Consider the following 20,289-nt stretch of genomic DNA (forward strand, 5'->3'; position numbering starts at 1 on the left):
GGGGCAGCTAGATCTGCCCGCCGAGGGAGAAGGCCTGGGAGAACGGGCTGCCGTCGTCGGTCGGCACGAGCACCAGGTTTCCGCTCTCCAGGACGTACGTGGGCAGGACGCGCACCACGGTCAGCTGCACTGTGCCGCCCGGCGCGATGACGACGTGCTGGGGGTCGTCGGAGGGCACGGTGTCGCCCGTTGCCTCGAAGTCCAGATCGTAACCCGTCCGCACCATGTCGAGCGTTCCGTCATCGTTGCGCAGGGCGAAATCGTAGAGCACGGGCGTCCAAACGGGGACGGCCGTATCTTCAAGGTTGCGCAGCGTCACCGTCGTGGACGCGTAACGGTAGTCGTCGCTCGTAAGCGTGCCGTCGTCGTTGTAGCCGTAGCCCCACACCTCGCGCGAGCATTTGTCCATGTAGCGCGCGTTGCCCAGCCATCCGTCCACGACAAAGAGGCAGTCGTCGAGCGCCTTTCCGCCCGGAAGAGTGTCGGAGAGCGAGATGGAAGGGGAGCTCATGGCCAAGCGCGCGGTCGGCTGTTGCGAGCTTTCGGAGTCTGGGTGAGAGGAGCCGGTGCTTTCGTATCCGAAGTCGAACGCGACTTCGCCGTCGGACGGTGTGAGCGCGTTTTCGGGCAGGGTCGCGTCGACGCGCGCGCCGTTCTCCTCGACGGTTGCCCGCCAGGTATCGTCCTGGCGCTCGATGGTCGACGCGGGCAGCACTTCGTCGGCGCGGTCGTTCGCGTCGTCGAGCGGGAAGGGGAACGGGCCGCTTCCCGCTTTCACCACGATGCCGTAGAGCGATTTCGCTGCCGAGGGGGCTTCGGCGTCGTCTGCGGCGAGACGGGTGGTCAGGCGGGGGGTGCCGTCGACCATTTCGGTCTCGAAGTTGGCCGCGTGCAGCTCGATGGCCTGGGTGGACGTGCGCCCGTCCTCGAACGTCACGGTGACGGTGAGCGTCTGTCCTTCGAACAGGTCGATGACGGGGGATTGCAGGTCGCCCATGATGTTTTCAGGAGGCTCGCCCTCGTTCGTCCAGAGGCCGAAACTCGTCGTGCCGTCCGCGATGCCGGGGTCGTCGCTTGCGGAGACGTCGATGGTGGAACCCATGAGCTTCGCGAGGCTCAGCTTACTCTCTCCGTTCCGCATGGAGCTTCCGACGAAATCGTAGCCGCCGTAGTACTCGCCGGTACCGCGCGCCGTGGGCTTCCAGCTTGCCAGCTCGCCCATGCGCGGGTCGTCGGGGTCGGTCGGTCCGTCTTCGAACGTCACGCGGTACAGGGCTCCGCCCGTCAGGTTCGCCTGCACGCGGGAGATGCCCTCGCCCTCAACGTGGAAGAGGCAGCCGGTGAAGAAGCCGCTCACTTTGTAGTCGTCGCCTCCTGAGAAGCGGTAGCCCAAGTCGCGGTCGAACGCAACGGTGCCCCCCTCGCCGGGCGCGAGCGGCGCGCTGCCGTCGGAGGCGTAGGCGCGCACGGCGAAGCCGCTTGCCTGTTGGGCGTCGCTCAGGGAGATGGCCGTATGGCCGTCCGCGTCCATCGCGCCCATGACCATGGGCACGCCGCCGGCGACGATGGCCGCGGCGACGAGGCAGGCTGCGGCGGGCAGACCCCAGCGACGCGCAACTGCGACGCCGCCGCTGCGCGATCCGGCGCGCCGATGTGGGCGCTTGGCTGACGCGGTCGCGACCGGCTGAGCGGAGGAGGCGAAGCGGTCGGCTGCCCGCTCGGCGGCGGCTAGCGTGCGTTCTTTGAGATCGGACGACGCGCGCACCTGGTGCTGCATGCGCTCGTACTCCTTGCGGAAATCGTTTTCGTTCATGAGTGCGCTCCTAGATTGATCTTGAGGGCCTTGCGCGCGCGGTGGAGGTGGGATCGGACGGTGCCTGAGCGCTCGCCGGTGATCTGCGCTATCTCGTCGGTTGCATATCCTTCGAAGTAGAACAGGTGCACGGCGGTGCGCTGCTGGGGCGTGAGGCGGGCGAGAGCCGCGGCCAAGTCGCCGGGCTCGAGGTTGCGGTTGCCGAAAGCGTCGTCGGGCGCTTCGCGTCCCGGCTCGTCCAGCTCGGAGGCGCGCAACGTGGACAGCGTGGCATCGTCAAGCTCGGCGCGGCGCTTGCTCCAGGGGCTGCGGTGCACGTCGTTGCAGCAGTTGATCGTCACGCGCAGAAGCCACGCCTTCAGATGCTCGTCGTCGGTGAACCGCTCTCTCGATTGCAGCAGGCGCATGAACACGGTTTGAAACACGTCCTCAGCGTCGGCGACGCTGCCCATGCGGCTGGTAGCCAAGCGAAGCACGGTGTCGCCCCAGCGCTCCATGGCGCTTTCGAGCGCCACGGCGTCGAGGACGTGCACGGTTCCGCTCGGCTGGCCAGCGTGCGGTTTTCGTCCGTTCGCTGCAGCAAGCGGACGGTCGCTCCGGGACGTTCCGGCTCCCAGAGCCTCGCAACCTACATCCATATCCCATCTCCTTTCCGCTACCAACACGCGCGAAGGAGCGTTTTGTCGCAGATGCTTCCGCCATCATACACAAGGTGCCCACAATTCAGAGGAGAAGGGGGAAAATGAAAAAGGCCAGACATGATGTCTGACCTTTAGAATTCAAATGGTGGACTGTCGGGGACTCGAACCCCGGACCTTGGGATTAAGAGTCCCCTGCTCTACCAACTAAGCTAACAGTCCAGAAATAACGCCTATGTCAAAGTTCCAAGTGCGCAAAGCGCTGGATTATTTTAAAGCATGTTTCCAGCAATTGCAAGTACTTTTTTCAAACTCGCGCTGGGGTGGATGATGGGACTCGAACCCACGACCTCCAGAGCCACAATCTGGCGTTCTAGCCGACTGAACTACACCCACCAAGGCGCAAGGTGGTAGTATACGGATTTTCTACCGGGAGTGCAAGAGGAATATGAGCAAAATGTATCAACCATTTTGCAAACGCCTGTCGATCGCTTGCTTTCAAGTAGTATAGAATCATCCAAGACGTCGAAAACGGCTGCCTAGCGCGGCGCCCGAAGAAGAGTCGACGCCCGAGGGGCAGGGCATCCGGCCCTCCCGCAATCGGAATGAGGAGCACTACGTGGATATCAAGCAATCGTCTGAAAAGCGGTTCGCACTTTTGATCGATGCCGACAACGTGTCGGCGAAATATATAAAGCCCATCACCGACGAGCTGTCGAAGTACGGCACCGTCACCTACAAGCGCATCTACGGCGACTGGACGCTCACGCTCCATGCCAAGTGGAAAGACGCGCTGCTGGAGAACTCCATCACGCCCATCCAGCAGTTCGGCTACACTCAAGGCAAGAATGCCACCGACTCGGCCATGATCATCGACGCCATGGACATCCTGTACACGCGCTCGGTGGAGGGCTTCTGCATCGTGTCGAGCGACAGCGATTTCACGCGTCTGGCCAGCCGTATCCGCGAAAGCGGCCTCACGGTCATCGGCATGGGCGAGAAGAAGACGCCCACGCCGTTCAGAAAGGCATGCGACATTTTCACCACGCTGGAGCTTCTGCTGGGCGACACGGGCGGCAAGTCGGGCGGACGCAACAGGAACCGTCACGACCAGGGCTCGTCGTCGAACGGCCAGGGCGCTGGAACCACCACCATGAGCAAGGACGAGATCGAGCAGGCCGTGGTGAACATCATCACGGACAACCAGAACAACGGCAAGTCGACGGGGCTCGGAGAGGTGGGCAGCCGTCTGCTGAAGCGCTACCCCGACTTCGACGTGCGCAGCTACGGCACGAACCTGCTGTCGAAGCTGCTCGACGAGTTCGCCAGCGTGCAGATCATCAAGGACGGCAGCTCGGTGGCCGTGGTGCTGGCTGAGGGTGCGAACGCTCCGAAGGACGCTTCCCCGGAGGCAGAGCAGGCACCCGAGACCAAGCAGGCCGACGACGTGAAAGACGCGCCGGTTGCAGAATCTGAAGGATCGACGGACGCACAGGGCGCCGCTGAGGCGAAGCCGGTCGAGAAGAAGCCCGCGTCGCGCCGTCAGCCGCGTCGTCGCAAGGATCAGGTCGCGGCGCAGCAGGGATCCGAGGCTACCGAGGAGAAGCCGGTTCAGGAACCGGAACTCTCAGCGGAGCCCGCAGGCGAGCAGCATGATCGTCTGGCCGAACCTGTCGTCGAAGCCGAGCCTGCCGAGCAGCCTCCCTCGGACAACCGTCCCGGACGTGCCGCCCGCATGCGCGCGGCTGCTTCTCGCTCGAGAGGCTCGGAAGGGCGCAAGCAGGCGGGGAAGAAGCAGACCGAGAAGGGTGAGCGCTCGGACGGCGAGGTGCCTGCCCAGGCCGCCGCGCCAACCGAGGAGCAGAAGCCCGCTGCGAAGCCGAAGCGCAAGCCCGCGAGGGCGAAGGCCCCCAAGGCCGAGCAGCCGGTCGCCGAGGCTACGGCGACGCAGGAGGAGCCCGTCGGGGAAGCGCCGAAGCGGGAGTCCGAAGCGCCCGCGAAGCGCGCACCGAAGCGTCCAGCCAAAGCGACTGCGAAGGCTGTCGCCGAAGGCGCCGCTGCCCCGTCCGACCCCGAGGCGTTCATCCGCCAGACCGTGGCCGCCGCCGAGCCGGAGGGGATCGCGCTGTCCGTGCTGGGCAAGCGCGTGCGCGGCAAGTTCCGCACGTTCAAGCTGCGCGATCTGGGCTACGCGCAGTTCAGGCCCTATCTCGACGACCTGGACGGCATCAAGGTGGAGCAGCGCGACGGCCAATCCTACGCCCGCCTCGACCGATAAGCGCGAATCGCCCGCGAGGGGTTTCTCGTGCGGTGCCGCAGGGAGCCGCCCGATTACGGCTCGTGGTCTGCGCTCGGGGCGTCGAGCGGAATACCGCGCCCCCTTGGCAGAGGCGCGCATAAGTCGAGGACTTGGACTCCCTGCCCGATGCCGTGCGAACTCGCGGGCGCGGAAATGGACGAACGCGGCGGCGCATCCCGGCTCGTGACGGTCGGGCAACAACCGTTCGTTGAAGTCGTGAGGCGGCGTTTTCGGGTTCTTCTCCCATGATATCCTTGCAGCGTGAAAGCTGACGAGGTAGGAGAGGCATGAAGAAGATAGTCATGGTTATCGTCGCCGTCGCGCTGATCGCGGCCGGCGTGTTCGGAACGCTCGCCGTGCAGCGCACGTTCGAGCCCAGCATCTCGCTGTCGTCCACGTCCATCCAGGAGCAGCTGTCCGATTGCAGCGAGCTTGCCACGGCCAAGCTGGACTACCGCGGCCTCGTGCGCTACGAGAACGGCGACATCGACTTCATCACGAAGAAGGCCTTCACCATGGTCTACGATGCCGAGGTGCGCGCAGGCGTGGATCTGGCGCAGGCCCGCGTCGAGGTCAGCGGCAACGCCATCACGGTGAGCCTGCCGGCGCCGCAGCTTCTGGGCATCGAGATCGACCCGAACTCCCTCGAGTTCTACGATTCATCGTTCGCGCTGTTCAACTGGGAGAACAAGCAAGATACGGCCGAGGCGCTGAAGGTGGCGCAGCAAGATGCCGAGGGCAAGGTGAACCAGGCTAACATGCTGGAGCAAGCCAAGGCTCAGGCGCATACGCTGGTCGAGAACCTGCTGAAGCCCTTCACCGTCGGCGACAACGCCTATACGGTGACGGTGGTCGACCAATAGCAACGCGTGCAAGAAGAAGGGCGGCCCTGGAGCCGCCCTTCTTCTTGCAGAGGAACCGTTCCCCTTACGCCAGCTCGTTCTCGCTGAACGCATCCTCGCCGAACGTGATCTCCTTGCCGGCTTTGCGCCACTCGCGGTACTCCGACGTGGCGGTGAACAGCACGTCGGACGACGAGTTGAGCGCCGTCTCGCACGAATCCTGAACCACGCCGATGATGAAGCCGATGGCCACCACCTGCATAGCCACGTCGTTGCCGATGCCGAACAGCGAACATGCCAGCGGGATGAGCAGCAGCGACCCTCCTGCCACGCCCGACGCGCCGCAGGCGGACACCGCTGCCAGCGCGCTGAGGATGACGGCGGTGGGCAGATCGATGGACACGCCCATGGTGTGGGCGGCCGCCATGGCCATGACCGAGATGGTCACCGCAGCGCCCGCCATGTTTATGGTGGCTCCCAGCGGGATGGACACCGAGTAGTTGTCCTTGTCCAGCCCCAGCTTGCGGCACAGCTCCATGTTCACCGGGATGTTCGCCGCCGAGCTGCGCGTGAAGAACGCCGTGATGCCGCTGTCCTTCAGGCAGCGCAGCACGAGGGGGTAGGGGTTCTTGCGGATGCCCCAGAACACCAGCAGCGGGTTCGTGACGAACGCGATGAACAGCATGCAGCCCACCAGCACCAGCAGAAGCTGGCCGTACTCGGTGAATATCTCCAGGCCGTTCGCGCTCACCGTGGTGTACACGAGGCCCAAGATGCCGAAGGGCGCCAGCGAGATCACCCAGCGCACCACCTGCGACACGGCGTCGGACACGCTGGCGAACACGTCCTTCGTGCTCTGCGACGCGGCGCGCAGCGCGATGCCCAGCACCACGGCCCAAGCCAGGATGCCGATGTAGTTCGCGTTCATAAGCGCGTCCACCGGGTTCGACACCACGTTCATCACGAGCGCGCCCAGCACCTCCCCGATGCCCGACGGCGAGCTCTGGTCGGCCGCCGGAGCGCTCAGCGTGAGCTCGATGGGGAACAGGAAGCTGGCCACCACGGCCACGAGCGCCGCGACGAACGTGCTCACCACGTACAGGAGCACGACGGTTTTCATCGATCCGGCTGCGCGAGCGTTCGCAAGCGCGCTGATAACCAGGAAGAACACCAGAATCGGCGCGACGCCTTTCAGCGCCGACACGAACAGCGTGCCCAGCAGCTCGACGACCTCGATGTTCGGCACCGCCACGCCCAGCACGCCGCCGATCACCAGTCCGATGACGATGCGCTTCACCAGGCTGACCGAGTTCCACGCCTGGACGACCTTCTTGATTCCCATGATGCGTTCCTTTCCCGTTGAGTCGCATCATAGTAGCAGAAAGAGGGCGCGCGCACGAAAAGCGTTCGGACGACGGTTTTCTTTCCCGCCGTTTTTGGTATCATGGTCGCTGCGCGCTTTCGGGCGCGATGCAACGCGTGCGGGCGTGGCGGAATTGGCAGACGCGCCAGATTTAGGTTCTGGTGGGGAAACTCGTGAAGGTTCAAGTCCTTTCGCCCGCACCATCAAGATACGTCGCGGCGCGCTTCGCCCCAATGCGGGATGCGAAGGCTGCGCGTCCGTTTCCCATGCACGCTTTTGTCAAGCTAAACGCATCGTTGGACCCGCATGCGCTTGACAAAAGCGTGCATGAGCAGAAAAAGGCTCGCAGCTTCGGCGTTCGGGCGAGCTAGGCGAAGAACTTTCCCAACAGAAAGCCTATGACTACGCTGAGGGCGGCGAACAAAGCGGCGGTGCCCACGAGGCGCGTTTCGCGACGCTCGCGGCGCTTGCGCTCCTCTTCCTCCTGTTTGAGCATGGGAAAGTAGGAGTAGCCGTCCGACGTGATGGTGACCACGGTGCCGCGGCGGTCGTCGATTTTCTGCATGAGCGCGCCGTGCGCGATGAGCTCTACCTGCAGGTCGTCGTCGGGGCGATAGGGGAAGGCGCAGTGATACACGAGGTCGCCGTCGACGGTGCACGTTGCGCGCTCGTAGTCCAGCAAGCGCGCCAGCTCGCGTTCCTGCAATATGTTGAGATCGATGGTGGGCATGGAAGCCTCCGGCTGCTGCGTTTCGGGTGCGTTTCGCTTTCGGCTTCATGATACCGTGATCGGGCGATTAGCGGGAGGGCAAAATCGATTTGTAACCTTCGAGATTCGGGCAAGAGGCGCCTTCCTTGCCGTCCAATGGCGCTACGCTTCCGTTTCGACGGTGAGCTTGCCCGAATCGCCCGACTCGATCCGGAAGGGGTAGGCGATCAGTTCCAGGCCCAGCAACAGCACGTGGTGCTCGATGTTCGCGAACGGGCTGATGATAAGCAGCACGGCCAGCACCATCTCGAACACGGTGAATGCCAGCTTCAACGCGAAGGGCCTCCTTCCCTTGAGCGCGTGCACCACCTCGTCGATCTCGTCGGCGGCCTTGTACAGGCCCAGGAGGCCCCACATCACGCCGACGAAGCTGATGGAGGCATGTCCCTGCACGAGGATGACGCCGCCGAGCACGCACATGACCACGGCCCGCCCCAGCACGGCCGGTTCCTCGACGAGGCTGCGCGCGTCGGCTCGCGCGCCGCTCGCGTGCGCAACCGCGTACACGAGGCCCGCCGCGCCCGATACCGCCATGAGGCCTCCCAGCAGATACGGCAGCGCGTCGGTGACGGTGTCGGGGATCAGCAGGCAGCACATCCCCAAAAGCGGCAGGAGCAGCAGCGAGACCACCGACACCTGCTCGCTGCGGCTGCGGGATTTGATGGCTTTGAGGGTGCGGTCCTGGGGCATAAGGGGCTCCTTGCGTCCTTGTCGAAAGTCGTCTCATGGTAGCATGACTTTCGATGCCGGCGGAATTTTCAACGGGCGGTTCCCCGGTTTCGTTTCCGTTGCACCCTGGTTGCGTCCCGGTTTCGTCGGTTCTTCGTGAACCTGCCTCATCTTTACTTCCCGGCTGGGCGCATATGTGCGATAATTCCGTCTCGGTGTGCTTGGCTTGCTTTGCAGGTCGTAACGCATCGCTGCAAGGGAAGGCCAAGGCAGTCGCACCGAACGATGCCGCAAGGCGACATATGAATGATGGAGGATAGTTACGTGGAAACAAAAGTTGAGGCATTGGAAGATAACCGCACGAAAGTGACCGTTACCGTCGATGCCGCGGACATCGATGCCCGCATCAAGAAGACCTACAAGGACTTCGCCAACAAGTACAACTTCCCCGGGTTCCGCAAGGGCAAGGCCCCGCGCCCGATCATCGACAACGCCCTGGGCGCCGAAGCCGTGCGCGCGACGGTCACCGACGACGTGGTCAACGGCACCTATCCTCTCGCCATCGACGATTGCGACCTGTACCCCATCGCCAAGCCTGAATTCGACGAGACGGACCTCGTCGAGGCCGGCAAGCCCTACACCTTCTCGTTCACCGTCACGGTGAAGCCCGAGATCGAGATTTCCAGCTACGAGCCCGTCGAGATCGAGCTGCCCGCCGAAGGCACGACCGATGCCGAGATCGACGAGCAGATCGACGCCCTGCGCGAGCACTACTACTCGTTCGAGGACGCTTCCGCCGCCACGAAGGTGAAGGAAGACAGCTATATCGACCTGGCCATGAAGGCCACCGACGACAAGGGCGAGGAGATTCCGTCGCTCACGACCGAGAACCGTCCCTACGGCTTGGGCGCGAACCTGTTCCCGGCCGAGTTCGACGAGCAGCTGGTGGGCCTGAAGAAGGGCCAGACCGCTACGTTCACGCTGGACATGCCCGCCGATCCGCCCATCATGCTGTCCGCGCTGGCCGGCAAGACCGAGAAGATCAACTTCGAGGTCGAGGTCAAGGTCGTCAAGAAGAAGATCGTTCCCGAGGTCAACGACGAGTGGGCCAAGGAGCAGATGGGCTTCGAAAGCGTCGAGGACCTGCGTGCGCGCATCGCCGAGTCCGTCACCAGCCAGAAGGCCGACATGATGCCGCGCCTGAAGGAGAACGCCTGCCTGTACGCGCTCGCCGAGCGCGTGGAGGGCGACGTCCCCGAGGCCATGCTGGAGGACGCGGAGGCCAGCTTGATCCAGGACTTCTTCCAGCAGCTGCAGAGCCAGGGCATGACCTTCGACGTGTACCTCGCCCAGCAAGGCATCACGCCCGACCAGTTCAAGGAGGACGTGAAGAAGCAGGCCGAGGACATGTCCAAGCAGGATCTCGCGCTTGACGCGTGGGCCCGCCACTTCGGCATGGAGGCTACGGCCGAGGAGGTCACCGAGGAGTTCGTGAAGAGCGGCGTCGAGGATCCCGCGGCTCTGGAGGCCGAGTGGCGCTCGAACGGCCAGCTGCACATGGTGCGCCAGGGCGTGATCCGCACCAAGGCCGTGAAGGACATCATGGACAAGGCCGTCGTGACCGAGCTCGACCTCTCGAAGAAGAAGGACGAGGAAAAGAAGCCGGCCAAGAAGGCTGCGGCCAAGAAGACGGCCAAGAAGGACGAGGCCGCAGGCGACGAGCCCGCGAAGAAGCCCGCCAAGAAGGCCGCTCCGAAGAAGGCTGCGAAGAAGGACGAGGACGTCGAGGCCAAGGCCGACGACGCAGAATAGCACCGTGAGCACATCGAGCCGTCCGGCCGCGCATCCGCGCGTCGCCGGGCGGCTCGAGGTAACGAAACGGTACCCCGGCCTTGCACAGCGCAGCGATAAACCTCACTATGGCATAAACGCAAGCAGGCCGCCGAGCGGCCGCAAGAGACAAGCGAGGCAACCTTATGAGCTTTGATCCCAAATCAGCACTGATTCCCTACGTTATCGAGCAGTCCCCGCGCGGCGAGCGCAGCTACGACATCTACTCCCGCCTGCTCAACGATCGCGTTATCTTCCTGGGCGAGCAGATCGACGACAACGTGGCCAACTCTGTGGTGGCGCAGCTGCTGCACCTCGAGAGCGCCGATCCGGACAAGGACATCTCCCTGTACATCAACTCGCCGGGCGGCTCGGTGACCGCGGGTCTTGCCATCCTTGACACGATGGACTTCATCAAGTGCGATGTGTCCACCATCTGCCTGGGCGAGTGCGCCTCTATGGCCGCCGTGCTGCTGTCCAACGGCGCCAAGGGTAAGCGCCTGTGCCTGCCGAACTCCATGGTGCTCATCCACCAGCCGTCCGGCGGCGCGCAGGGCCAGCAGACCGAGATCGCCATCGTGGCCGACTTCATGCTGAAGACCCGCAACCGCCTGAACAAGATCCTCGCGGACAACACGGGCCAGACGCTGGAGACCATCCAGAACGACACCGAGCGCGACAACTATATGACCGCCGAAGAGGCCGTCGCCTACGGCCTGGTCGACCGCATCACCACCTCGCGCGCGGTTGCGCCGAGCACCGACGAGTAGAGAAGCGAACAGGATACATGAACGACAGACGCGACGACGAATTCGAAGGCCGAGACGCCGATATCGCCTGCGCCTTCTGCGGCAAGCAGCCGCATCAGGTGGCGGCCATGATATCGGGGCCGAACGGCATCTACATCTGCGACGAGTGCATCTCCGTGTGCGCCGATGCCATGATGCGCGACCTGGGGCTGAGCGTTCCGGGCCACGACGAGGCAGCAATGGCGGAGGGCTTCTCCCACGCCGAGGAGGGCCGTCACGCGCGGGTGGGCGACGGGGTCGTGACGGCTTCGGTCGCCGATCCGGCGCCGGAGGACGTGCTGGCCGACCTGCCCACGCCCCACGAGCTGTACGCCGAGCTCTCCGAGCACGTGGTGGGCCAGGAGCAGGCGAAGCGCGCGCTGTCGGTGGCGGTGTACAACCACTACAAGCGCATCAGCCTGGGCGCGGACGCCGTAGACGGCGACGTGGAGCTGGCGAAGAGCAACATCATGCTTCTGGGTCCCACGGGCTCGGGCAAGACGCTGCTTGCGCAGACGCTGGCCCGCACGTTGCGCGTGCCGTTCGCCATCGCCGACGCCACCACCCTCACCGAGGCGGGCTACGTGGGCGAGGATGTGGAGAACATCCTGCTCAAGCTCATGACCGCGGCCGACTTCGATATCCCGCGCGCCGAGATCGGCATCATCTACATCGACGAGATCGACAAGGTGGCCCGCAAGGCCGAGAACCTGTCCATCACGCGCGACGTGTCGGGCGAGGGCGTGCAGCAGGCGCTGCTGAAGATCGTGGAGGGCACGGAGGCCAGCGTGCCGCCGCAGGGCGGCCGCAAGCACCCGCAGCAGGAGCTCATCCATATCGACACCACGAACATCCTGTTCATCCTGGGCGGCGCGTTTGTCGGGCTTGCCGACATCATCGCCGACCGCGTGGGCAAGAAGGGCCTGGGCTTCAACGCCGAGCTGCCCGAGAGCAAGAAGCACGCCGAGGCCGAGCTTTTGGCGCGCGTGCTGCCGGAGGATCTGAACAAGTACGGCATGATCCCCGAGTTCGTGGGGCGCATCCCCGTGGTGACGTCGCTCAACGAGCTTTCCGAGGAAGATCTCGTGCGCATCCTCACCGAGCCGAAGAACGCTCTGGTGAAGCAGTACACCAAGATGTTCGAGTTCGAGGATTCCGTGCTGACGTTCGAGCCGGAAGCCTTGAAAGTCATCGCTCACGAAGCGGTGGAGCACGGCACGGGCGCCCGCGGTCTGCGCTCCATCTGCGAGCGCGTGCTGCAGGACGTGATGTACGACCTGCCCGAGCAGAAAGGCCCGTCGACGGTGACCATCCGTGCGACGGACATCACGGGGGAGACAAAGCCCGACATCGAGCCGACGGACGGGGCGGAAGCTCTTCCGGCGGGCGATGCGGCAAGCCTGCAAAGCGCGTAGCGCGGGCGCAGGATACGGTAAACGAGCGGGCGGATCGCGGACGAGCGGCGCGCCCGCTTTTCGGTTTGAGAGACTTTGAGGACGAAAGAGCAGATCATGGCCGATAACACGAACGACAAGAGCGGCAAGAAGATCGACTACGACTTCGCCGCCCACGAGCGCCCGCTTTTCGACGCGTGGATGGACGCGGGCTACTTCCAGCGCACGCCCGAGCTGGGCGCGGGCACGGGGCAGCCCTACACCATCGTCATCCCGCCGCCGAACATCACGGGCGTGCTGCACATGGGCCACGCCCTCAACGACACCATCCAGGACACGTGCATCCGCCGCGCCCGCATGCAGGGCCGTCCCACGCGCTGGATCCTCGGCACCGACCACGCCGGCATCTCCACGCAGACCAAGGTGGACAAGAAGCTGGCCGACCAGGGCATCAGCCGTTTGGAAATCGGCCGCGAGGCGTTCATCGAGGCGTGCTACGACTGGTACAAGGAGTACGGCACCACCATCGTGAACCAGATCAAGGGCATGGGCTGCTCGTGCGACTACGCCGACGAGCACTTCACGCTGGAGCCGGCCTACGTGAAGGCCGTGCGCAAGCTGTTCGTGGACTGGTACCACGACGACCTCATCTACAAGGGCAAGCGCATCGTGAACTGGTGCCCCCACTGCACGACGTCCATCTCCGACGACGAGGCCGAGTACGTGGACGAGGCGGGGCACCTGTGGTACCTGCGCTACCCGCTGACCGAGCCCGAGGACGGCCTGGAGTACCTCGTGGTGGCCACGACGCGCCCCGAGACGATGCTCGGCGACACGGGCGTGGCGGTGAACCCGAAGGACGAGCGCTTCAAGCACCTCGTGGGCAAGACGGTGAAACTGCCGCTCGTCGACCGCGAGATCCCCATCTTCGCCGACTGGCACGTGGACAGGGAGTTCGGTACCGGCTGCGTGAAGACCACGCCCGCGCACGACCCGAACGACTGGGCGATGGGCGAGCGCAACGGCCTCGAGCGCATCAATATCTTCGACGAGACCGCGCACGTGGTGGACGGCTTCGGCGCGTTCAGCGGCATGGACCGCGACGAGGCCCGCGAAGCCGTCGTGGCCGCGTTCGACGAGCTGGGCTTGCTGGAGAAGGTGGAGGACCACGACCACTCCGTCATGACGTGCTACCGCTGCCACACGAAGCTCGAGCCCTGGGAGTCCGAGCAGTGGTTCGTGGCCGTGGACGGCCTCAAGCAGGACGCGGCGCGCGTGGTGGAGGACGGCTCCATCCAGTTCCACCCCGAGCGCTGGAAGCAGGTGTACCTCGACTGGCTGGACAACCTCAAGGACTGGTGCATCTCGCGCCAGCTGTGGTGGGGCCACCGCATCCCCATGTTCTACTGCGACGAGTGCGGCTGGGAGGACGCGTCGGTGGAGGACGTCGAGACGTGCCCCGTGTGCGGGAAGCCCGTGCGCCAGGACGAGGACGTGCTGGACACGTGGTTCTCGTCGCAGCTGTGGCCGTTCGCCACGATGGGCTGGACCGAGGAGGGCATGGACGCGCCGCAGATGAAGCAGGCGTATCCCACCCAGGTGCTGTCCACGGCTCGCGACATCATGGGCTTGTGGGTGGCGCGCATGGTGATGGCATCCATGTACTGCACCGATCGCATCCCGTTCGAGCACGTCATCATCCATCCCACGGTGATGGCCGCCGACGGCAAGCCCATGTCGAAGAGCCGCGGCAACGGCGTGGACCCGCTGCGCCTCATGGAGGACTACGGAGCCGACGGCATGCGCTTCGGCCTGCTCATGCAGGTGACGGGTGCGCAGGACCTCAAGTTCAACGAGGCGAAGCTGGAAAGCTCGCGCAATTTCGCGAACAAGATCCGCAACGCGGCGCGCTTCGTGACGATGAACCTCGACGACTACGTGCCGGGCGCGCCCGAGCCCGTGACGCCGGCCGACCGTTGGATATTCTCGCGCCTGGCGGGGCTCGTGGCCCGCGTCGACGAGGCGTACGGGAACTTCGAGTTCGGCGAGATCACGCGCGAGCTGTTCTCGTTCTTCTGGAACGAGTTCTGCGACTGGTACATCGAGTTTTCGAAGGCGCGCCTGAACGGCTCGCCTGAGGATCGCGCGGCGTGCCAGCGTAACCTCGTGTTCGTGCTCGACCAGGCGCTGCGCCTGCTGCACCCCATCATGCCGTTCGTGACGGAAGAGATCTATCAGCAGCTGCCTATCGACCGCACGGAGGCGCCGTACCTCATCGTGGCCGCATGGCCCGATGCCGATGCGCTGGCGCAGTACGTGGACGCGGATGCCGAGCGTGCCATCGACATGGTGTGCGAGACGGTATCGGCCATCCGCAGCACGCGCGCCCGCTACGGCATCTCGCCGAAGACGCAGCTGGCCGTGGCCGTGAAAGCGGGGGAGGACGACATCGCGCGCTTGGAGGCGCAGCGCGGGCTGATCGAGGGCATGGGCAATGTGGCCTCGCTTCAGATGGCCGCCGACGTGGAGAAGCCGGCCGAGTCCAGCGTGACGCTGGCGCCGGGCCTCGAGGTGTACATCGTGCTGTCGGGCCTGGTGGACTTTGAAGCCGAGCGCGCCCGCCTGGAGAAGGAGCGCGTGAAGCTGGCCGCCGACGCCGCGAAGCTGGGCAAGAAGCTGTCGAACCCGGGCTTTTTGGCGAAGGCCGCGCCCGAGATCGTGGAGAAGGATCGCGCCAAGCATGCCGAGATGACCGACAAGCTGGCTCGCGTGGAAGCGCAGCTGGCGGAGCTGGGGTAGCCTGTGTTCCCGTACGCGAGCATCCATCCTGAGGTTGCGAGCGCCGCGACCGACCTGCTGAGATTCGATTATTACCGGTTGGTCGATCCGCGCGACCACCGGGTGTTCGCGTACGACCGCGATGGGGATCGTCTGATCGAGGTCGACGGTCCCTGCTACCAGCTGTGGAACCAGGACGATCCGTGTCTCAACTGCTCGTCGCGCGCTTGCCTGACGATGCAGGACGCCGTGTTCAAGATCGAGTACCTCGACGGTCGCGTGCTTCACGTGACCAGCGTGCCGATGGACATAGAGGGCGCCGAGCTTGTGCTCGAGCTGATCAAGGATGTGACGGACAGCCTGCTGGTGGCCGACATCGAGGTGCGCGACAACATCGAGATCACCCAAATGATCACGAAGTTCAACGAACTCGCCGTGCGCGACGGGTTCACGAAGCTGTACAACAAGACCTTCATCAACAACGAGCTGGAATCTCTCGTTCAGGCTGCACGTGGCGGATCGCCGGCGGGAGAGGCCGCCGTGGTTCTGCTCGACATCGATGGATTCAAGCAGATCAACGATACGTACGGGCATATTGCCGGCGACGACGCCTTGCAGTACTTCGCGAGCAAGATGCGCAGTTTCTCACGCTCTTTCGACGGGTGGGTCGGACGTTTCGGCGGCGATGAGTTCGTGCTGTGCGCGCCGAAAGGACTTTCGGAAGGCGATCTGGAGCGTCTGTTCGCTGAGATCGACGCGATCGAGCGCCATGCGTTCCAGGCTGAGGCGGGGTCGTTCTCGCTTGCGGCAAGTTGCGGCGTGTGCTTCGTGCGGCCGGATGACACCGTTCGCTCGCTGCTGGATCGCGCTGACGTTGCCATGTACCGGGCGAAGGAAAGCGGCCGAAGGTGGGTTGAGCGCTAGGGCGTGCGGAGCGCCGTCGAGGTGCGCGGTTGATTTTGCGATCCGGCGTTCGGCCATCGAGCCACTTGTCGAAGGAACCCGTGCGATTCGTCGTTCTGGACGAAGCCGCCAGGGCTCCGCACGTTGCCATCCTGAGCGAAACGACCGCAGGACGGTGCCATCATGGAGGCGATCAACGAGCGCTTCAAAGGTGGAAGCATCGCGGACTCATGTAGTCAGCTTTACTTGCGCCCCCTGTGCATCCCGAAGATGCACAGGGGGCGTTTTCGTGTTGCAGGGGCGACGGCTCTTTTGAATCGTATAGAAACCGCGTTGGATTTGTCGGTGAACCGCGTGTAATCCGCGTTGGATTCGTAGGTGCCGCGCGTGGAAACCGCGTTGGGGCGGCGTGGGAAAGGCGCTGGATTCAGGGGGAACCCGCGCTAGATCCCTGCCATCTGCGCGTGAGATCGCGTCGCTATCATTGAACGAGGAGGAATGCTGGACATAAAATAACGTGTGAGGTATATTATGGGGAACTGGGAAGTTGACCTGAGCCTGATAGCTCCATGGCTTAAGGAGCAGGATAAGGAGACGATCATCGGTGTGACGGTGGCGCTGAACGAGCTTCGCGATGTGGGCCCAGGACTGGGAAGGCCGCTTGTGGACACGGTGAAAGGTTCGTCGTTCAAGAACATGAAAGAGCTTAGACCTCCTTCTTCCGGCAGAAGCGAGATCAGGATATTGTTCGCGTTCGACCCGAAGCGGCGTGCGGTGACGCTGCTGGCGGGCGACAAATCGGCTGGCGGAACCCGCGAGCGATGGAATCGTTGGTATGCGCGGGCTATTCCGAGAGCCGATAGGCTTTACCGACAGCATTTGAGCGAGTTGGAGGATGAGAAATGAAGAAGAGCCTTTCCATCGAAGAATTTCTTGAAACGCGTCCTGACATCACTCCTGAAATGTTGGAGGAAGGCCGTCTTCTCGTCGAGGCGAAGATCAAGGGCTATGAGCTGCAGCAGGCGCGCAAGGCGTGCGGCATGACGCAGAAGGAGGTCGCCGCCAAGATGGGCGTCAGCCAGAAGCGCATCTCCGACCTGGAGAACGGCAGCATCGACGTCATGCAGGTGGAGACGCTGCGGCGCTACATCACCAGCCTGGGCGGCACCCTCGAGATCACGGCCAAACTTCCCGGTGTCTCGTTAGAGCTTCAGGGTCTGGGTACCGATCATCCGCTCTTCAAGCAAGAGGCGTGCGCCTTGGCGGCGGACTGACGGAGGGGATCGTCTCGACCAGCGACGGAGCCTCGCGATTCCGTTGCGCTGCGGGACGGCGTTGGTATGGCAATGCCGCTCGTTGCGGATTTATCGTCATTCGTTACCTTTTTGTTGTATTTATACAACATGTAGGTATAATAAAGACCGCGACGAACGAACCGCTGATCGAAATGGTCAGGTATTTGGGTCGACGCGGGGAATACCCTCGAAGAACTCGGAAAGCGTCATGTCGAACCCGTTCGCGATTTTCGCGAGGTTCTGCAGGGTGACGTTGCGCTGCCCGACCTCGATGGAGGCCAGATAGGTGCGGTCCATGCCGATTTTGTTGGCGAACCGCTCTTGGCTGACATCGTGGACGGCTCGCAGATCCTTGATGCGCAGACCGACTTTTATTTGAAGTATGTTTCGCATCGTCGCAGCGTATCGTGGATGTTGTGTATATAACAACGGACTATATACAACATTGCATGATCGTTAAGGGAGGGAAGGGCGCTCGTCGCCTTTTTCTTTCGCCGTGATTGTTGTATTTGAGCAACAAATACGGGAGTCGCAAGGCTCGTTACATATCTTGAGAAGGCGAAATCGTCGCAAAGCGCGTTCCGTCGATCGACAAGAGGATGAATAGATGCGCAGCCGGCTCTGCATGAGCGGCCGTTGCCTGAGGGCGGCGGCGGGGCGCAGCTATTCATCCTCTTTTCTTTTGACGGAGCGGTTCGACATGTGCGAGGGAAAGGAGCAGGCATGTGGTACGTGGCGCAAGTGCAAGCGGGTCGTGAGTCCTCGACGCTCGAGATGTGCCGCCGTTTGGTACCGCCCTCCGTCATGGAGGACTGCTTCATGCCCGAATACGAGGTCATGTGGAAGATCCGCGGCGAATGGCGCCTGGTGAAGCGGCTGCTGTTCCCGGGGTACCTGTTCTTCGTGACCGATGACCCCGAGGCTCTCAATAGGGAGCTGTCGCGCGTGCCCATGCCCATTCGTCTGCTGGGCAACGAGGAGAACTCGTTCTTCCCGCTCACTGGTAAGGAACGCGACTGGTTCCTGTCGTTCATGGACGGCAACCATACCGTGCGCATGAGCGAGGGCTACATAAGCGGTGACAAGATCACCGTCACGCGCGGTCCGCTCATGGGCTTCGAGGGCGACATCCGCAAGATCGACCGCCACAAGCGTCGCGCCTACATCGACGTCAGCCTGTTCGGTCGTACCGTCCCCGCCAGCGTCGGTCTGGAAATCGTGAGGAAGTCCGCATGAGGCTGAATCGCTCAACGGGGGGGGGGGTGCTGACCGCAAGGGTCGTGTGCTGGTGGTTGAAACTCAAACGACAACAGAAGATTTACTCGAAGGCGGCACGCTAGCGGCGGAAGCCGGGGAAAGCGCGTTCGCTGTTTCTGAGGAGGAGCACGTCGCTGAGACCGCCGGGAACGGTCTGGTCTACCGCTTTGTTAAACGCGCTTTCGATATAGCGTTCTCGCTGTGCGTGGTCGTTGTTGGCTTGGCGCCGATCGCGCTGCTCTTACTGATCATTCGCCTCGAATCCCCCGGTTCGCCGATATACCGCCAAGAGCGCATCGGCTATCGCGGCCAACCGTTACGCATCTTCAAGCTGCGCACCATGGTGGCCGACTCCGACGATGTCGAGAAGCATCTGAGCCCTGAGCAGCTGGCGCAGTGGAGAAGCGAGCGCAAGGTGGAGGACGATCCCCGCGTCACGCGAGTCGGGCGCTTCCTGCGCAGGACCTCCCTCGACGAGCTGCCCCAGTTCCTCAACGTGCTTGCTGGCTCTATGAGCATCGTGGGCCCGCGTCCCGTGGTGGCCGACGAGCTGCCTGCGTACGGTACGGATGTGGACGCTTTCCTGAGCATGAAGCCCGGCATCACCGGCTGGTGGCAGGTTCAAGCAAGAAACGATGCAACCTACGAAGACGGCAGTCGCCAACAACTTGAGCTGTACTACGTGCGGAACGCGAATCTCAAACTGGACGTGGTTGTATTTCTCGAAACATTCAAATCCATCATCAACAAGACGGGGGTATGAGCGTTGTCTTCTGAAGTGGAGTCTTTACGCGACGATAAGACGCGCGCCTTCGAAGTGCGAAAGTTCTGCTCCATACACGCCGGCGCTGACGAGCATCTGATCGAGTTTTGGGAATTCGGCGAGGCCGACGCCCCACTCGTGAGCATCATCATTCCTCTTTACAACTGCGAGCGATATCTGGCTGAAACATTGGATTCGATCGTATCTCAAAGCCTGTCTTCCTGGGAGGCGATTCTGGTTGACGACTGCAGTTCGGATGGATCGCTTGAGATAGCCCTTCAGTTTTCGGAGCGGGATCATCGTTTCGTCGTATTGAGAAACGATTGCAACAGGGGAGCGGCTTTTTCTAGGAACAGGGCTTTAGCGGCTGCGTGCGGCAGGTTTATTGCCTATTTGGATTCCGACGACTACTGGAAGAAAGAGAAGTTGGAGAGGCAGATCACCTTCATGACCGAGAACCGTTTCGGAGCATGCATGACGTCGTACGAGACGGTGAACGAAGACGGAAGCTTTCGCAACATCGTTCATATCGATGAGCGTCTCGACTATAAAAAATTTCTGAAAAAACCTCCCACCTGCTCGCACACGATCATGTTCGATACCGAGCTCGTCGATAAAAAAGCTCTCGTCATGCCGGATATACGAAAAAGGCAGGATGCCGCAACGTGGCTCCAGGTTATAAAGCTGTACGGATGTCTTCATGGGTTCGATGAAGTGTTGGCGGCGAATAGGAAGCGAAGCGATTCGCTCAGCGCGAATAAGGTTTCGGCAGTGAAGGGAACATGGTTCCTGTATACGGAGATTGAAGGTTTGAGCAAGCCATATGCAGGCTACTGCCTGTTTTGGCAGATGTTTCATGCAGTTCTGAAGAGAATAGGAAAACGGTAA

At 62.9% G+C, this 20,289-nt stretch carries 19 protein-coding genes and 3 tRNA genes; 14 read left to right on the forward strand and 8 right to left on the reverse strand.

Annotation, left to right across the window (positions count from 1 at the left end; translation table 11 throughout):
- Positions 1-7: 7 nt before the first annotated feature.
- The 4 genes from GT613_RS04705 to GT613_RS04720 all read right to left on the reverse strand — a co-directional run bounded on the left by GT613_RS04705 (position 8) and on the right by GT613_RS04720 (position 2,847).
- Positions 8-1,813 (reverse strand): hypothetical protein, encoded by a 1,806-nt coding sequence (locus tag GT613_RS04705; RefSeq protein ID WP_009608276.1) that lies wholly within the window; start codon positions 1,811-1,813, stop codon positions 8-10.
- A complete protein-coding gene (locus tag GT613_RS04710) occupies positions 1,810-2,451 on the reverse strand; it encodes an RNA polymerase sigma factor (protein WP_009608270.1) in 642 nt (213 codons plus the stop codon). The genes GT613_RS04705 and GT613_RS04710 overlap by 4 nt, the downstream gene beginning before the upstream one ends.
- 146 nt (positions 2,452-2,597) lie before the next feature.
- A tRNA-Lys gene (locus GT613_RS04715) sits at positions 2,598-2,673 on the reverse strand.
- Positions 2,674-2,770: 97 nt separating this feature from the next.
- Positions 2,771-2,847: transfer RNA gene (locus GT613_RS04720), tRNA-His, on the reverse strand.
- Positions 2,848-3,070: 223 nt separating this feature from the next.
- Between GT613_RS04720 and GT613_RS04725 the strand changes: the two genes are divergently transcribed.
- Together GT613_RS04725 and GT613_RS04730 are read left to right on the forward strand one after the other, a co-directional pair.
- Positions 3,071-4,729 carry an NYN domain-containing protein gene (locus GT613_RS04725; protein ID WP_009304206.1) on the forward strand — a complete coding sequence of 553 codons (1,659 nt, stop codon included), beginning with the start codon at positions 3,071-3,073 and terminating at the stop codon, positions 4,727-4,729.
- Between the two features lie 308 nt (positions 4,730-5,037).
- Positions 5,038-5,613, forward strand: coding sequence for a DUF4230 domain-containing protein (locus GT613_RS04730; RefSeq protein ID WP_009304207.1), 576 nt, complete (start codon positions 5,038-5,040; stop codon positions 5,611-5,613).
- Positions 5,614-5,677: 64 nt separating this feature from the next.
- On the opposite strand, the gene sstT is transcribed toward GT613_RS04730, so the two are convergent.
- Positions 5,678-6,934, reverse strand: coding sequence for a serine/threonine transporter SstT (sstT, locus tag GT613_RS04735; protein ID WP_009304208.1), 1,257 nt, complete (start codon positions 6,932-6,934; stop codon positions 5,678-5,680).
- A 139-nt stretch (positions 6,935-7,073) separates the two neighbouring features.
- Between sstT and GT613_RS04740 the strand changes: the two genes are divergently transcribed.
- Positions 7,074-7,158, forward strand: a tRNA-Leu gene (locus GT613_RS04740).
- Positions 7,159-7,322: 164 nt separating this feature from the next.
- Here the strand turns inward: GT613_RS04740 and GT613_RS04745 are convergent.
- Both GT613_RS04745 and GT613_RS04750 read right to left on the reverse strand, forming a co-directional pair.
- The gene (locus GT613_RS04745; protein WP_009304209.1) at positions 7,323-7,685 is read right to left on the reverse strand and encodes a hypothetical protein; all 363 of its coding nucleotides are present in this window, start codon (positions 7,683-7,685) and stop codon (positions 7,323-7,325) included.
- A 141-nt stretch (positions 7,686-7,826) separates the two neighbouring features.
- Positions 7,827-8,414, reverse strand: a complete 588-nt coding sequence (locus GT613_RS04750) for a DUF308 domain-containing protein (protein WP_009304210.1) — start codon at positions 8,412-8,414, stop codon at positions 7,827-7,829.
- A 303-nt stretch (positions 8,415-8,717) separates the two neighbouring features.
- Here GT613_RS04750 and tig point away from each other — a divergent pair, with 303 nt between their 5' ends.
- From tig to GT613_RS04790, 8 genes are all read left to right on the forward strand, one after another.
- Complete coding sequence (tig, locus tag GT613_RS04755) at positions 8,718-10,205, forward strand: trigger factor (RefSeq protein ID WP_009304211.1); 1,488 nt, start codon at positions 8,718-8,720, stop codon at positions 10,203-10,205.
- Between the two features lie 164 nt (positions 10,206-10,369).
- Positions 10,370-10,993: an ATP-dependent Clp protease proteolytic subunit gene (locus GT613_RS04760; protein ID WP_009304212.1), complete on the forward strand. Its 624-nt coding sequence runs from the start codon at positions 10,370-10,372 to the stop codon at positions 10,991-10,993.
- Positions 10,994-11,010: 17 nt separating this feature from the next.
- Positions 11,011-12,426: an ATP-dependent Clp protease ATP-binding subunit ClpX gene (clpX, locus tag GT613_RS04765; protein WP_009304213.1), complete on the forward strand. Its 1,416-nt coding sequence runs from the start codon at positions 11,011-11,013 to the stop codon at positions 12,424-12,426.
- Positions 12,427-12,522: 96 nt separating this feature from the next.
- Positions 12,523-15,204 carry a valine--tRNA ligase gene (locus tag GT613_RS04770; RefSeq protein WP_009304214.1) on the forward strand — a complete coding sequence of 894 codons (2,682 nt, stop codon included), beginning with the start codon at positions 12,523-12,525 and terminating at the stop codon, positions 15,202-15,204.
- A 3-nt stretch (positions 15,205-15,207) separates the two neighbouring features.
- On the forward strand, positions 15,208-16,107 hold the full coding sequence (locus GT613_RS04775) for a GGDEF domain-containing protein (RefSeq protein WP_009608261.1): 900 nt from the start codon (positions 15,208-15,210) through the stop codon (positions 16,105-16,107).
- 162 nt (positions 16,108-16,269) lie between these two features.
- Positions 16,270-16,446, forward strand: coding sequence for a hypothetical protein (locus GT613_RS04780; RefSeq protein WP_015760849.1), 177 nt, complete (start codon positions 16,270-16,272; stop codon positions 16,444-16,446).
- Between the two features lie 171 nt (positions 16,447-16,617).
- Positions 16,618-16,992: a type II toxin-antitoxin system RelE/ParE family toxin gene (locus GT613_RS04785; protein ID WP_015760848.1), complete on the forward strand. Its 375-nt coding sequence runs from the start codon at positions 16,618-16,620 to the stop codon at positions 16,990-16,992.
- Positions 16,989-17,360, forward strand: coding sequence for a helix-turn-helix domain-containing protein (locus GT613_RS04790; protein WP_009304217.1), 372 nt, complete (start codon positions 16,989-16,991; stop codon positions 17,358-17,360). The genes GT613_RS04785 and GT613_RS04790 overlap by 4 nt, the downstream gene beginning before the upstream one ends.
- Before the next feature lie 177 nt (positions 17,361-17,537).
- On the opposite strand, the gene GT613_RS04795 is transcribed toward GT613_RS04790, so the two are convergent.
- The gene (locus GT613_RS04795) at positions 17,538-17,774 is read right to left on the reverse strand and encodes a helix-turn-helix domain-containing protein (protein ID WP_009304218.1); all 237 of its coding nucleotides are present in this window, start codon (positions 17,772-17,774) and stop codon (positions 17,538-17,540) included.
- 330 nt (positions 17,775-18,104) lie between these two features.
- Here GT613_RS04795 and loaP point away from each other — a divergent pair, with 330 nt between their 5' ends.
- From loaP to GT613_RS04810, 3 genes are read left to right on the forward strand one after another with little or no spacing between them, the layout of a single operon-like run.
- Entirely contained in the window at positions 18,105-18,617 is a 513-nt protein-coding gene (loaP, locus tag GT613_RS04800) for an antiterminator LoaP (RefSeq protein ID WP_009304219.1), read from the forward strand.
- A gap of 46 nt (positions 18,618-18,663) precedes the next feature.
- Positions 18,664-19,401, forward strand: coding sequence for a sugar transferase (locus GT613_RS04805; protein ID WP_009608291.1), 738 nt, complete (start codon positions 18,664-18,666; stop codon positions 19,399-19,401).
- A 3-nt stretch (positions 19,402-19,404) separates the two neighbouring features.
- Positions 19,405-20,289, forward strand: a complete 885-nt coding sequence (locus GT613_RS04810) for a glycosyltransferase family 2 protein (RefSeq protein ID WP_009304221.1) — start codon at positions 19,405-19,407, stop codon at positions 20,287-20,289.

The sequence above is a fragment of the Eggerthella sp. BIOML-A4 genome (genome assembly GCF_009875575.1).
Taxonomy (GTDB): domain Bacteria; phylum Actinomycetota; class Coriobacteriia; order Coriobacteriales; family Eggerthellaceae; genus Eggerthella; species Eggerthella lenta.

What these genes read in the sequence shown, in the direction of transcription:
- GT613_RS04705 (WP_009608276.1), bottom strand. Translation starts at nt 1,813, where the DNA reads ATGAACGAAAACGATTTCCGCAAGGAGTACGAGCGCATGCAGCACCAG.
- GT613_RS04710 (WP_009608270.1), bottom strand. Translation starts at nt 2,451, where the DNA reads ATGGATGTAGGTTGCGAGGCTCTGGGAGCCGGAACGTCCCGGAGCGAC.
- GT613_RS04730 (WP_009304207.1), top strand. Translation starts at nt 5,038, where the DNA reads ATGAAGAAGATAGTCATGGTTATCGTCGCCGTCGCGCTGATCGCGGCC.
- sstT (WP_009304208.1), bottom strand. Translation starts at nt 6,934, where the DNA reads ATGGGAATCAAGAAGGTCGTCCAGGCGTGGAACTCGGTCAGCCTGGTG.
- GT613_RS04745 (WP_009304209.1), bottom strand. Translation starts at nt 7,685, where the DNA reads ATGCCCACCATCGATCTCAACATATTGCAGGAACGCGAGCTGGCGCGC.
- GT613_RS04750 (WP_009304210.1), bottom strand. Translation starts at nt 8,414, where the DNA reads ATGCCCCAGGACCGCACCCTCAAAGCCATCAAATCCCGCAGCCGCAGC.
- GT613_RS04760 (WP_009304212.1), top strand. Translation starts at nt 10,370, where the DNA reads ATGAGCTTTGATCCCAAATCAGCACTGATTCCCTACGTTATCGAGCAG.
- clpX (WP_009304213.1), top strand. Translation starts at nt 11,011, where the DNA reads ATGAACGACAGACGCGACGACGAATTCGAAGGCCGAGACGCCGATATC.
- GT613_RS04770 (WP_009304214.1), top strand. Translation starts at nt 12,523, where the DNA reads ATGGCCGATAACACGAACGACAAGAGCGGCAAGAAGATCGACTACGAC.
- GT613_RS04780 (WP_015760849.1), top strand. Translation starts at nt 16,270, where the DNA reads ATGGAGGCGATCAACGAGCGCTTCAAAGGTGGAAGCATCGCGGACTCA.
- GT613_RS04785 (WP_015760848.1), top strand. Translation starts at nt 16,618, where the DNA reads ATGGGGAACTGGGAAGTTGACCTGAGCCTGATAGCTCCATGGCTTAAG.
- GT613_RS04790 (WP_009304217.1), top strand. Translation starts at nt 16,989, where the DNA reads ATGAAGAAGAGCCTTTCCATCGAAGAATTTCTTGAAACGCGTCCTGAC.
- GT613_RS04795 (WP_009304218.1), bottom strand. Translation starts at nt 17,774, where the DNA reads ATGCGAAACATACTTCAAATAAAAGTCGGTCTGCGCATCAAGGATCTG.
- loaP (WP_009304219.1), top strand. Translation starts at nt 18,105, where the DNA reads ATGTGGTACGTGGCGCAAGTGCAAGCGGGTCGTGAGTCCTCGACGCTC.